The organism is Helicobacter pylori oki112 (genome assembly GCF_000600085.1).
Lineage (GTDB): Bacteria > Campylobacterota > Campylobacteria > Campylobacterales > Helicobacteraceae > Helicobacter > Helicobacter pylori_CY.
In genome coordinates, this window is record NZ_CP006821.1 from 995,485 (window position 1) to 1,008,189 (window position 12,705).

Consider the following 12,705-nt stretch of genomic DNA (forward strand, 5'->3'; position numbering starts at 1 on the left):
AAGCCTAATTCATAGCAGGATCAACCCATGCAAAAAGCCTTATTACATTCATCATTCTTTTTACCTTTATTTTTATCTTATTGTATCGCTGAAGAAAATGGGGCGTATGCGAGCGTGGGTTTTGAATATTCCATTAGTCATGCCGTTGAGCATAATAACCCCTTTTTGAATCAAGAACGCATCCAAATCATTTCTAACGCTCAAAACCAAATCTATAAACTCAATCAAGTTAAAAATGAAATCACAAACATGCAAAACACCTTTAATTACATCAACAACGCTTTAAAAAACCATGCTAAATTAACCCCCACTGAAATGCAAGCCGAACAATACTACCTCCAATCCACCCTTCAAAACATTGAAAAAATCGTCACGCTTAGCGGTGGCGTTGCATCTAACCCTAAACTAGCCCAAGCGTTAGAAAAAATACAAGAACCCACCACTAACCCTTTAGAATTTGAAGAAAACTTAAAAAATTTAGAATTGCAATTTTCTCAATCTCAAAACCGTATGCTTTCTTCTTTATCTTCTCAAATCGCTGCAATTTCAAATTCCCTAAACGCGCTTGATCTTAACTCTTATTCTAAAAACATTTCAAGCATGTATGGGGTAACTTTGAATGTGGGTTATAAGCATTTCTTCACCAAGAAAAAAAATCAAGGGTTTCGCTATTATTTGTTCTATGACTATGGTTACACTAATTTTGGTTTTGTGGGCAACGGCTTTGATGGTTTAGGCAAAATGAATAACCACCTCTATGGGCTTGGGATAGACTATCTTTTCAATTTCATTGATAATTCGCAAAAACATTCTAGCGTGGGTTTTTATGCGGGCTTTGCTTTAGCGGGGAGTTCGTGGGTAGGGAGTGGTTTGAGCATGTGGGTGAATGAAACGGATTTTATCAACAATTACTTGACCAATTATCAAGCTAAAATGCACACGAGTTTTTTCCAGATCCCTTTGAATTTTGGGGTTCGTGTGAATGTCAATAGGCATAACGGCTTTGAAATGGGCTTGAAAATCCCTTTAGCGGTGAATTCCTTTTATGAAACGCATGGTAAAGGGCTAAACACTTCCCTCTTTTTTAAACGCCTTGTGGTGTTTAATGTGAGTTATGTTTATAGTTTTTAGGGGGGTAGAAAATAAGCACCCCCTTACATGTTTTAGCGTATCGCAATCTTTGAATTTCAAAAACTCTTTAGTTTTTTTGCCTCAAATGATGGACGCTCTCGCCCCCAAGACCATAATTATTAGAATCCACCTCATCTATAATGACCACAACAGAAGCCTTATTTTTGTTTAACACCTTAACCATCAAATCTGAAACCCCTTCAATCAATTGCTGTTTTTGCTCGTTTGTTGGCCCTCCATTTTCTGGCACAAGTTTGATATTGATAAACGGCATGTTATTCCTTAAAATTGAGATAGCGTATTATAACACTTTTATCTAAACGCTTCATCAACGCTTTTTCATCTTAAACCCTCTTTTAAAAAACAATAAAATAAAAAACAATAAAAGCCCTTTTAGTGGCTTTCAAGTCAAGTTAAGTTTGATATACTAACAGAATGAATACTTATAAAAACAGCTTGAATCACTTTTTAAATTTAGTGGATTGTTTAGAAAAAATCCCCAATGTGGGTAAAAAGTCCGCCTTTAAAATGGCATATCATTTGGGTTTGGAAAACCCCTATCTGGCGCTCAAAATCACGCACGCTTTAGAGAACGCCCTAGAAAACCTTAAAACATGCGCATCTTGTAACGCGCTCAGCGAGAGTGAGGTTTGTGAGATTTGTTCTGATGAGAGCCGGCAAAATTCTCAGCTTTGCATGGTTTTACACCCAAGAGATGTGTTTATTTTAGAAGACTTAAAGGATTTTTTAGGGCGCTATTATGTGTTAAACTCTATAGAAGAAGTGGATTTTAACGCCCTAGAAAAACGCCTGATTGAAGAAAACATTAAAGAAATCATTTTTGCTTTCCCTCCCACTTTGGCTAATGATTCTTTAATGCTTTATATTGAAGATAAATTACAGCATTTCCACCTCACTTTCACCAAAATCGCTCAAGGCGTGCCTACTGGAGTGAATTTTGAAAACATTGACTCCGTTTCGCTCTCAAGGGCGTTTAATTCAAGGATCAAAGCATGAATTTAAACTTTATGCCCCTATTGCATGCTTATAACCATGCGAGCATTGATTTTCATTTCAATTCTAGTGCTAGGGATTTTTGCGTGCATGAAGTGCCTTTGTATGAATTTAGCAACACAGGCGAACATGCCGTTATTCAAGTGAGAAAAAGCGGTTTAAGCACTTTAGAAATGCTTCAAATTTTTTCTCAAATTTTAGGGGTAAAAATCGCTGAATTGGGTTATGCGGGCTTGAAAGATAAAAACGCACTGACGACTCAATTCATCTCACTCCCTAAAAAATACGCCCCTTTATTAGAAAAAAACACGAGCAACTTTCAAGAAAAAAACCTTAAAATCCTGTCTTTGAACTACCATTATAATAAAATCAAATTAGGGCATTTAAAGGGGAATCGCTTTTTTATGCGTTTTAAAAAAATGACCCCCCTAAACGCTCAAAAAACGGAGCAGGTTTTAGAACAAATCGTGCGGTTTGGCATGCCTAATTATTTTGGATCGCAGCGCTTTGGGAAGTTCAATGACAACCACCAAGAGGGTTTAAAAATCTTACAAAATCAAACGAAATTCGCCCGTCAAAAATTAAACGCTTTTTTAATTTCAAGCTATCAAAGTTATTTGTTTAACGCGCTTTTAAGCAAACGATTAGAAATCAGTAAAATCATTAGCTCTTTTAGCCTAAAAGAAAATTTGGAATTTTTTAAACAAAAAGATTTAAATGTTGATTCAAACACTCTAAAAACCCTTAAAAACCAAGCCCACCCCTTTAAAATCTTAGAAGGCGATGTGATGTGCCATTACCCTTATGGGAAGTTTTTTGACGCTTTAAAATTAGAAAAAGAAAGCGAAAGGTTTTTGAAAAAAGAAGCTGCGCCTACAGGGTTATTAGACGGCAAAAAAGCTCTTTATGCAAAAAATTTGAGTTTAGAAATTGAAAAAGAATTCCAGCATAACCTTTTAAGTAGCCATGCTAAAACGCTAGGCTCTAGGCGGTTTTTTTGGGTGTTTGCAGAAAATGTAACTTCTCAATATATCAAAGAAAAAGCGCAATTTGAATTGGGATTTTACTTGCCTAAAGGGAGTTATGCGAGTGCGTTGCTCAAAGAAATCAAGCATGAGAAAGGAGAAAATAATGACGAATTTTGAAAAGATTATCGCACAAAACAGGCTCAAAACGAACGCGGTTTTAGCGACTTATTGCGTGATTTTTGCTTTTATCGGGTTGTTGGTGGATGCTATTAGAATCAACGCTAATGATTTGGGCATAGCCCTTTTTAAACTCATGACTTTTCAAATTTTTCCTGCAATCACCATGATTATGTTTTTAGTGGCTTTTGTCATTATTGTTGTTTGTATCCAAAATTTTAGCTCCATCATGTTAAGCGGTGATGAATACAAGCTTATTGATCCAAGCAAGGTTTTAAGCTCTAAAGAAAACCAAATCCATCGCCTTTTGTTAGAGCTTTTAGAAGAGGCTAAGCTTCATTTTGAGCCTAAGCTTTATATCATTAAAGCCCCTTACATGAACGCTTTTGCGAGCGGGTGGAATGAATCCAATTCCCTTATCGCTCTTACAAGCGCTTTAATAGAGAGGTTGGATAGAGATGAATTAAAAGCCGTGATCGCTCATGAGCTCAGCCACATCAGGCACAACGACATTCGCTTGACCATGTGCGTGGGGATTTTAAGCAATATCATGCTGTTAGCGGCTAATTTTAGCGTGTATTTTTTCATGGGGAATCGCAAGAATAGCGGGGCGAATTTAGCCCGAATGATTTTATTAGTTTTACAGATCGTTTTGCCTTTTTTAACGCTCCTTTTGCAAATGTATTTGAGCCGCACACGAGAATACATGGCCGATAGCGGGGCGGCGTTTTTAATGCATGACAATAAGCCCATGATTAGAGCCTTACAAAAAATTTCTAACGACTATGCGAACAACGATTACAAGGGCATAGATCAGAACTCCACCCGATCGGCGGCTTATCTTTTTAACGCTGAAATGTTTAGCACCCACCCTAGCATTAAAAATCGTATCCAATCTTTATCAAGGCGTTTTGTTTAAATGGAAAATTTTTTCAACCAGTTTTTTGAAAATATCGGCGAAGATAAAAACAGAGAGGGCTTGAAAGAGACGCCTAAAAGGGTTCAAGAATTATGGAAATTCTTGTATAAAGGCTATAAAGAAGATCCTAAAGTGGCTTTAAAAAGCGCGTATTTCCAAGGCGTTTGCGATGAAATGATAGTGGCTCAAAACATTGATTTTTACTCCACTTGCGAACACCATTTGCTCCCTTTTTTGGGGAATATCAGTTTAGGATACATTCCTAAAGAAAAGATTGTAGGCATCAGCACGATCGCTAAACTCATTGAAATTTATAGCAGACGCTTGCAAATCCAAGAAAGGCTGACCACCCAAATTGCCGAGACCTTTGATGAAATCATAGAGCCAAGGGGCGTGATCGTGGTTTGTGAAGCCAAGCATTTGTGCATGAGCATGCAAGGGGTGCAAAAGCAAAATGCGATCATTAAAACAAGTGCTCTAAGAGGCCTCTTTAAAAAAGACCCTAAAACCAGAGCTGAATTTATGCAACTCTTAAAATCTTAGGTTATAATTCTGTGCATGAATAACCCTAATTTATCCTTTTACTATAATGAATGCGAGCGTTTTGAAAGCTTTTTAAACCACCATCATTTACACCTTGAAAGCTTCCACCCTTATTTGGAAAAAGCCTTTTTTGAAATGGTGCTTAATGGGGGTAAAAGGTTCCGCCCTAAGCTTTTTTTAGCCGTGCTTTGCTCTTTAGTGGGTCAAAAAGATTATTCTAACCAACAAACAGAATATTTTAAAATCGCTTTAAGCATTGAATGCTTGCACACCTATTCGCTCATCCATGACGATTTACCATGCATGGATAACGCCGCTTTAAGGAGAAACCACCCCACTTTACACGCTAAATACGATGAAACCACAGCCGTTTTAATCGGCGATGCGCTCAACACTTACTCTTTTGAATTGCTTTCAAGCTCTTTACTAGAAAGCCATATTATTGTGGAATTGATCAAAATCTTAAGCGTTAATGGGGGGATTAAAGGCATGGTTTTAGGGCAGGCTTTGGATTGCTATTTTGAAAACACGCCCTTAAATTTAGAACAGCTCACTTTCTTACACGAGCATAAAACCGCTAAATTGATTAGCGCGAGCTTGATGATGGGGCTTGTTGCGAGCGGTATTAAAGATGAAGAGCTTTTTAAATGGCTTCAGGCTTTCGGGTTAAAAACGGGTCTTTGTTTTCAAGTGTTAGATGATATTATAGATGTTACGCAAGATGAAGAAGAAAGCGGTAAAACCACTCATTTAGACGGCGTTAAAAACAGCTTTGTGAATTTATTGGGGCTAGAAAAGGCGAATGATTACGCTCAAACTTTAAAAACAGAAGTTTTAAACGATTTAAACCTATTAAAACCCGCTTATCCTTTATTGCAAGAAAATTTGAACGCATTATTGAACACTCTATTTAAAGGCAAGACATGAAAAAAATTTTACTCACCAACGATGATGGCTACCATGCAAAAGGCATTAAAGCTTTAGAACAAGCTTTAGGAGAAATGGCAGAAATTTATGTGGTCGCCCCTAAGCATGAAAAAAGCGCATGCTCGCAATGCATCACCATCACTGCACCTTTAAGAGCGGAGAAAATTAAGGGCAAAGAAGGCAGGCATTATAGGATTGATGATGGCACGCCAAGCGATTGCGTGTATCTAGCGATCAATGAGCTTTTCAAACATGTCTCTTTTGATTTAGTGATTTCAGGGATCAATCTTGGATCTAACATGGGCGAAGACACGATTTATTCGGGAACGGTGGCTGGAGCGATTGAAGGCACCATTCAGGGCGTGCCTTCCATTGCGATTTCTCAAATCCTTTCTAACAAAAACAAAAACACGCCCCTAAGTTTTGATCTGGCTCAAAAGATCATCCAGGATTTAGTCCAAAACATCTTCACCAAAGGCTACCCTTTAAAAGGGCGCAAACTCCTAAATGTGAATGTCCCTAATTGCTCCTTACAAGAATATAAGGGCGAATGCATCACCCCTAAAGGCTATAGGCTGTATAAAAAAGAAGTGCATAAGCGCACAGACCCCAAAAACGAAAGCTATTTTTGGCTAGGGTTACACCCTTTAGAATGGCAAAAGCGCGAAAATGAAGACAGACTCTCTGATTTTGACGCTATTGCTTCAAACCTTGCTTCTATCACGCCTTTAAATTTAGACTTAACCAGTTATGATGATTTGAAAAATTTGGAATCTTGGCATAAGGGAATGTTAAAGTGAGTAAAAATCACCGCTTGGCTTTTTTAGGGCTAATTGTTGGGGTTCTATTCTTCTTTAGCGCATGCCAGCACCGCTTGCACATGGGGTATTATTCAGAAGTTACAGGGGATTATTTGTTCAACTATAATTCCACTATCGTGGTGGCTTATGACAGAAGCGATGCGATGACTTCTTATTATATCAATGTGATTGTTTATGAATTGCAAAAATTAGGCTTTTACAATGTCTTCACGCAAGCGGAATTCCCATTAGATAAAGCAAAAAATGTGATCTATGCGCGCATTGTCCGTAACATCTCGGCTGTGCCATTCTACCAATACAATTACCAACTGATCGATCAAGTCAATAAGCCTTGTTATTTTCTTGGGGGGCAGTTTTATTGCTCTCAAACCCCTACGGATTATTACGCTATCAATGGCTTTAGCGAGCAAATTTTGATGAGTGCTAATTCGCATTTTATTTTGGATTGGTATGATGTGGTGTTGCAAAAACGGGTTTTATATGTGGATGGGAGCGTGAGCGGAAGGACTTGCGGCTATCAAATGCTCTATAGGGATTTGATTAAAAGCACGATCAAGCGCATTGATTTTAACCGCCCTGAACGCTACTACTACAATTTAAGACTGCCCCTTTATCAGCCATGTTATAGGCAATGAGTGATGGTTATCAGGCGATTGTATAAATTTTGCGCTAGCCATGTGGTGCGCAATTGCTCTTCTTTAAAATGCGCTCAAAATATCCATGGGCATAATTATGAAGTGGAGGTTTTTATTGAGACCAACCGCTTAGATAGCGCGAACATGGCGTTAGATTTTGGGCTGATGCAACAAGAAATGCAAGTTTTCATTGAGTCGTTTGATCATGCCCATCATTTTTGGGACAAAGAAAGCGATGAATTCCAGCGTTTTATAGAAAATCATTGCGTTCGTTATGTGAAATGCTCGTTTAATTTGAGCGCGGAGAGTTACGCTCTCATGTTTTTATACTACTTGACAAGGATTTTACAAAAAAGCGTTTTTTCTAATAATGAAGGGGAATTAAAAGTCTCTAGCGTGCGCGTGCATGAGACTAAAAACGGCTACGCTGAAAGCTTTTTAAAAGATTTAGAAAACCCTCATTTTAAATCTTTAGTGCATCCAAATTGCGTCTCTTTCTCGCAAGGCATTCAAAATTTGTGGCACGATAAGGACTTTTTTAATAGAATCATCAGCGATGAAAAACAATGCTTTTTCCACGCTAAACCCTTACACCAGATCCCTTAAAAATGAAACTCCCGGTCGTTGAGAGCTTTTTTTCCTTACAAGGTGAAGGAAAAAGGATAGGCAAGCCCAGTCTTTTTTTACGCTTAGGGGGGTGTAATCTTTCGTGTAAGGGCTTTAATTGTAAAACCATATTGAATGATGAAATTCTAACAGGTTGCGATAGTTTGTATGCGGTGCATCCTAAATTCAAAACATCTTGGGATTATTACAACGATCCTAAACCTTTGATTGAACGATTAGAGAGTTTAGCCCCTAATTATAAACATTTTGATTTCATTCTTACAGGCGGGGAGCCAAGTTTGTATTTTAATAACCCTATTTTAATCAGCGTTTTAGAGCATTTTTATCGCCAAAAAATCCCTTTATGTGTAGAGAGTAACGGCTCTATTTTTTTTGAATTTAGCCCTATTTTAAAAGAATTGCATTTCACTCTAAGCGTCAAACTCTCTTTTTCTTTAGAGGAAGAAAGCAAGCGGATCAACCTTAAAGCCTTGCAAAATATCTTAAATAACGCTAAAAGCACGCATTTTAAATTCGTATTGGAGAGTCAAAACGCCGCTCAATCTATTATAGAAATTCAAAGCCTTTTGAAACAACTCTCCTTAAAAAATAATGAAATCTTTTTAATGCCCTTAGGCACAAATAACAACGAGCTAGACAAAAATCTAAAAACCCTAGCCCCCCTAGCCATAAAGCATGGTTTCAGGCTGAGCGATAGGCTTCATATCCGCTTGTGGGATAATCAAAAAGGGTTTTAAAATCCATCATATCATACAAAGCGTTATTATTTTAAGCTAAAAATTGTTATCATTACATTCATTAAGGGATCATTTTATCTTTGGAAGTTAGGAAATCATGACCATCAAAGTTTTTTCACCCCAATACCTCACTGAATTAGAAGAATTTTATGCCAAGCGTATCGCTGATAACCCTTTAGGGTTTGTCCAACGCTTGGATCTTTTGCCCAGCATTAGCGGGTTCGTTCAAAAATTACGCGAGCATGGCGGAGAATTTTTTGGAATGAGAAAGGATAAAAAGCTCATTGGGATTTGCGGGCTTAATCCTATCAATCAAACAGAAGCAGAGCTGTGCAAATTCCACATAAATAGCGCTTATCAATCCCAAGGGTTGGGTCAAAAACTCTATGAGAGCGTGGAACGATACGCTTTGATTAAAGGCTATACTAAAATCTCTCTGCATGTGAGCAAGAGTCAGATTAAGGCATGCAACCTCTATCAAAAGCTGGGTTTTGTGCAAATCAAAGAAGAGGATTGCGTGGTGGAGTTGGGCGAAGAGACTTTGATTTTCCCCACTCTTTTTATGGAAAAGATTCTGTCTTGATTGGCGCATCCATTTGACACATGCTCAAGCAATAATTTCCCTACCAAACTTTCATTAACACAACCTAATTAATGTTAAATAAACCCTAAAACAAACGCTTGCTGTTAAAATTTTATTTTTCAAGCGCTTCGCAAAGTTTTAGAAGCCCTATTTTAGGGGTTAACGCTAAAATAGGCTATCAAAACTACTTTAATGATTTTATAGGGTTGGCTTATTATGGCATCATCAAATACAATTACGCTAAAGCGAGCAGTGAGAAAGTCCAGCAATTGAGCTATGGCGGTTGGGTGGAATTGTTGGTGGATTTCATCACCACTTACTCCAATAAAAATAGGGGTTAGGGGATTTTAATGAGATTGCAGAGGGGAATATAATATCCCCCCACCCCCTTAAGAGTTTTACAACAAAATGAGATTCAAAACGAAAAAATTTTATCATCACCAAAACCCACCAACGCTATCGGCTAAGTTTTGATTGAATCACTCAAAGGTTTGTGCATCCTTCATGCTGTGGGCGACACTTCGTGTTGGGTATTAGATTTATTGTAAATTGGTGCCATTAAAAGCGATACGATAAAAGCGATTAAAGCAACCACAAAAATATAAAAGCTTAAACCATAACTTTGCAAGCTTTCAGGTGCTGCTATAGCTTTTGCGTTTAACCAGCTTGAAAGTTGAGGGGTAAAGCCAGCGGTTATAGCATAGGCTATATTATAGGCAAAGGAAATCCCGCTAAAACGGATTTTGGCGCTAAACACATCGCTCATAAAAATGGGGCAAAAATTCATAATACCCGCGCAAAAGCAAGCTAAAAAGTATAAAACTATGGTATTTGCTAAACTTGGCGCGTTAGAATAAAATTCTTTGAAGAATAAAAAGCCAAAAAAAGCAAAGGCCACACTAAAAGCCATGCAAACTTTGTGTGGTTTGATTTTATCAGCCAAAAACCCGGTTAAAACAATAGAACTTACAATACCAACAAGTCCTAAAATTTGAAAATAGGTTTTTTCAAAAGGAGTGAAATGAAAATTGGGATGCATGAGGGTAAAATTGGGAACAAAAAGGATAAAAATCAAAATGCAAGCGGTTAAAACCCAAGTGATAAGCATGGAGATTAATATGCCAAAGCGAGAATTTTTAAACACCTCTTTAAGCGGGAACTTAACTAAGGCATTGTCCTGTTTCATTTGCTGAAAAACAGGAGTTTCTTCTAAAAAGCGTCTCAAATAGACAGAAATGATACCAAAAATCCCTCCAAGCCCAAAGGCAACCCTCCAAGCCCAATCTTCAACAACAGGCTTGTCAAAAACCATGTAAATCCCTATATAAACCAAACTCCCAAGCAAAATCCCAGAAACTACGGAAGCGGTTAAAAAACCGATATAAGTGTTTTTTTGGCCTTGCGGAGCATGTTCATGGACAAAAACCCAAGCGCCAGGCAATTCACCACCCACAGCAACGCCTTGACAAATCCTAACAAACACCAAAAAAACAGGAGCTATATAACCAAGATAATGAGCGTTTTTTAGGCTAAGTCCCATGCTATCAACGCCAAAACTCACAAAATGATTAAAAGTTGGCATCAAAGCGAGTGCAAAGGTTGGGATCACCATCAATAAAATAGAGAGCATGAACATGTTTTTACGGCCGAATCTATCCCCAAAGTGGGCCATCACTATGCCGCCAAGCGGGCGCGCCAGATAGCCTGCAGCAAAGATACCATAAGTGTTGATTTCAGACCAAATAGGGCTAAGCGTGTTTGGGAAAAAGTGCTTGGCAATGATACTCGTAAAAAATACAAAGATAATAAAATCATAAAACTCTAAAGTCCCCCCAAGCGAAGATAATCCTAAGATTTTTATCTCTTTTTTACCTAAATGTTTTATTGATTATCCTTTCACTAAGGCTATCGCCCTGTTTTAAATTTGTCATTTTGAAATTAAGATGGATAAGATTGATTTTATATAACTACCTTACACCTTAAGAGCATTTTTTAGATAACAAGCATTAAATGAAATTTGATTAGCGTTCAAAAAGTGGTTTATTCTATCTTTTTTATCATTAAGCATGACTTAAACGATTTTACATTTTGTTACCCATTTTGTCAAAACGCTTTACTTGATTCTATCAGCCAAAAAAAACACTCCTATGAAGACTTAGGCAATAACACTTCTTTTAATGTTTTAATGATAGCTTCTTCTCTTGTTTCACGAAATTCCTTGATATTTTCCCATTCTAATTTTAGGGTAGGGTCAATATAATTTTTTCTTTTATACTCTTCTATGTCTCGCTCATCTTTATATTCTTCTTTGAGCCACACCTCAGGGTCTTTATCCTTTTTGGTGCTGTTTTTATGGCCTTCTAAAAGTTGGAGGTTGTATAAATGATTCTCACACTCATAGAAATCTTTATCCAATTTTTTATTTTTTTTAAACTTGGACTTTGGATAAATATGGTCTATATGAAAAGTGGTGGTTTTGCAGTTTAGGTTTGGGTATAAGATTTGTAAAAAATAGGAAAGACTAAAGCATGGCTACTAGAACACATCATTTCTTCTATCGCATCGTTAGTGATTTTTAAAGGGCTTGTTTGGCGTTTGGCTAAATTGTAGTTGAACGCTTCAAAAGTGCGAGCTTCTTTGATGCTATGAGCGATGATACTTAATTTTGTATCCGTTGATCCACCAAAATAACCCATGATTTGAGCGTTGCGGACAAATTTTAGGGCTTGTTCTTCATCGTTTTTATCCATTTTTTGTTTTAAAAAATAAAAATAGGCTAAACTGGATAGAATATAAGCTGAACCCAGATAGCCGGCATAACCAAAAGTTTTTAATAGTTTTGTAGCGTTATAGATGCTCTCTGTAATTTTTTCCCAATTTTCTTCAATTTTTTTAATGTTTGGTTTATTAAAATTTTTTAATTTAAACTCAGTGTTGCTACCAACTAGAAGCAAGCAGGTTTTTAGCACCTGGTCTTGCCCAACATCCCAACATTTGGAAAACCTTTGTCTTTTAAAGCATCCACTAACTCATTCATTTTTTCTCTAATATCGCTTGAATGGAATTCAAATTGGTAATTGTCTTCTGGATTGTCCATGTTTGGCTGGTGTTTCAAATTCAAATACAAACGCTTCTCTTCATAAGCGTTAGGGTTATCGTTTCTAGCCCTTTTTTTCTTGAGGGTTCTAGTGCCTTTAAGCCCAATATAAAGCGAGGTTAAGCGTTGTTGGCCATCTAGGACAATATACAAATCATTGCGCTTGATTTGTTCAATACAGATTTTTTCATTGTGAGGTTTTCGCTCATCGTAATTCTCAATAAATTTATAGAGTTGGAAATTGAGTTTCTTCTCATCTTGTTCATCGCTCCTGGCTATATCTTCCTTTTGTAATTTCCAAAATAAAAAAGAGCCAATAGGATAGCCCCTAAGAATGGAGTCAAAAAGTTGCTCTATCTTTTTTTCATCGGCTTTTTTGAGCCACACATATTCACGCTGAATGTCAGGCAAAAAATAACGAACATTCAATTCATCCACCACATCTTTAATGCTACTATCCAAAAACACACCCATGAAAATCTCCTTATTTTTATTCAAGCTGTATTATAATCAAATATTAAAGAAA

Annotated in this window: 14 protein-coding genes and 1 pseudogene; 12 read left to right on the forward strand and 3 right to left on the reverse strand. The window is 37.2% G+C overall.

Translation table 11 applies throughout. The annotated features are described in order from the left end of the window. Positions 1-27 precede the first annotated feature (27 nt). Positions 28-1,131 (forward strand): Hop family outer membrane protein HopJ/HopK, encoded by a 1,104-nt coding sequence (gene hopJ / locus HPOKI112_RS04670; RefSeq protein ID WP_025309699.1) that lies wholly within the window; start codon positions 28-30, stop codon positions 1,129-1,131. 67 nt (positions 1,132-1,198) lie between these two features. Here hopJ and HPOKI112_RS04675 read toward each other — a convergent pair whose 3' ends face one another. Next, positions 1,199-1,405: a 2-hydroxymuconate tautomerase family protein gene (locus HPOKI112_RS04675; protein WP_001115888.1), complete on the reverse strand. Its 207-nt coding sequence runs from the start codon at positions 1,403-1,405 to the stop codon at positions 1,199-1,201. Between the two features lie 161 nt (positions 1,406-1,566). Between HPOKI112_RS04675 and recR the strand changes: the two genes are divergently transcribed. From recR to HPOKI112_RS04730, 11 genes are all read left to right on the forward strand, one after another. Then, positions 1,567-2,148: a recombination mediator RecR gene (recR, locus tag HPOKI112_RS04680; protein WP_001099598.1), complete on the forward strand. Its 582-nt coding sequence runs from the start codon at positions 1,567-1,569 to the stop codon at positions 2,146-2,148. Then, positions 2,145-3,290 (forward strand): tRNA pseudouridine(13) synthase TruD, encoded by a 1,146-nt coding sequence (gene truD, locus HPOKI112_RS04685; RefSeq protein WP_025276102.1) that lies wholly within the window; start codon positions 2,145-2,147, stop codon positions 3,288-3,290. The genes recR and truD overlap by 4 nt, the downstream gene beginning before the upstream one ends. Further along, positions 3,259-4,209 (forward strand): zinc metalloprotease HtpX, encoded by a 951-nt coding sequence (gene htpX, locus HPOKI112_RS04690; RefSeq protein WP_162148109.1) that lies wholly within the window; start codon positions 3,259-3,261, stop codon positions 4,207-4,209. Before truD ends, htpX begins: the two co-directional genes overlap by 32 nt. Further along, a complete protein-coding gene (gene folE, locus HPOKI112_RS04695; protein WP_025309867.1) occupies positions 4,210-4,752 on the forward strand; it encodes a GTP cyclohydrolase I FolE in 543 nt (180 codons plus the stop codon). Positions 4,753-4,767: 15 nt separating this feature from the next. Then, positions 4,768-5,679 carry a polyprenyl synthetase family protein gene (locus HPOKI112_RS04700; RefSeq protein ID WP_025276105.1) on the forward strand — a complete coding sequence of 304 codons (912 nt, stop codon included), beginning with the start codon at positions 4,768-4,770 and terminating at the stop codon, positions 5,677-5,679. Further along, the gene (gene surE, locus HPOKI112_RS04705) at positions 5,676-6,479 is read left to right on the forward strand and encodes a 5'/3'-nucleotidase SurE (protein WP_025276106.1); all 804 of its coding nucleotides are present in this window, start codon (positions 5,676-5,678) and stop codon (positions 6,477-6,479) included. Before HPOKI112_RS04700 ends, surE begins: the two co-directional genes overlap by 4 nt. After that, the gene (locus tag HPOKI112_RS04710) at positions 6,476-7,135 is read left to right on the forward strand and encodes a hypothetical protein (protein ID WP_000041798.1); all 660 of its coding nucleotides are present in this window, start codon (positions 6,476-6,478) and stop codon (positions 7,133-7,135) included. Before surE ends, HPOKI112_RS04710 begins: the two co-directional genes overlap by 4 nt. 3 nt (positions 7,136-7,138) lie before the next feature. After that, positions 7,139-7,741: a 6-pyruvoyl trahydropterin synthase family protein gene (locus tag HPOKI112_RS04715; protein ID WP_025276984.1), complete on the forward strand. Its 603-nt coding sequence runs from the start codon at positions 7,139-7,141 to the stop codon at positions 7,739-7,741. A 2-nt stretch (positions 7,742-7,743) separates the two neighbouring features. After that, the gene (locus tag HPOKI112_RS04720) at positions 7,744-8,499 is read left to right on the forward strand and encodes a 7-carboxy-7-deazaguanine synthase QueE (RefSeq protein WP_025309868.1); all 756 of its coding nucleotides are present in this window, start codon (positions 7,744-7,746) and stop codon (positions 8,497-8,499) included. A gap of 97 nt (positions 8,500-8,596) precedes the next feature. Next, positions 8,597-9,082, forward strand: a complete 486-nt coding sequence (locus HPOKI112_RS04725) for a GNAT family N-acetyltransferase (protein WP_025276109.1) — start codon at positions 8,597-8,599, stop codon at positions 9,080-9,082. Between the two features lie 98 nt (positions 9,083-9,180). Then, positions 9,181-9,423 carry an outer membrane beta-barrel protein gene (locus tag HPOKI112_RS04730; protein WP_025276110.1) on the forward strand — a complete coding sequence of 81 codons (243 nt, stop codon included), beginning with the start codon at positions 9,181-9,183 and terminating at the stop codon, positions 9,421-9,423. A 161-nt stretch (positions 9,424-9,584) separates the two neighbouring features. Here HPOKI112_RS04730 and HPOKI112_RS04735 read toward each other — a convergent pair whose 3' ends face one another. Further along, positions 9,585-10,967, reverse strand: a complete 1,383-nt coding sequence (locus HPOKI112_RS04735) for an MFS transporter (RefSeq protein WP_080275996.1) — start codon at positions 10,965-10,967, stop codon at positions 9,585-9,587. Positions 10,968-11,227: 260 nt separating this feature from the next. Continuing rightward, positions 11,228-12,653, reverse strand: a pseudogene (locus HPOKI112_RS08475) (DUF262 domain-containing protein). Positions 12,654-12,705 lie beyond the last annotated feature (52 nt).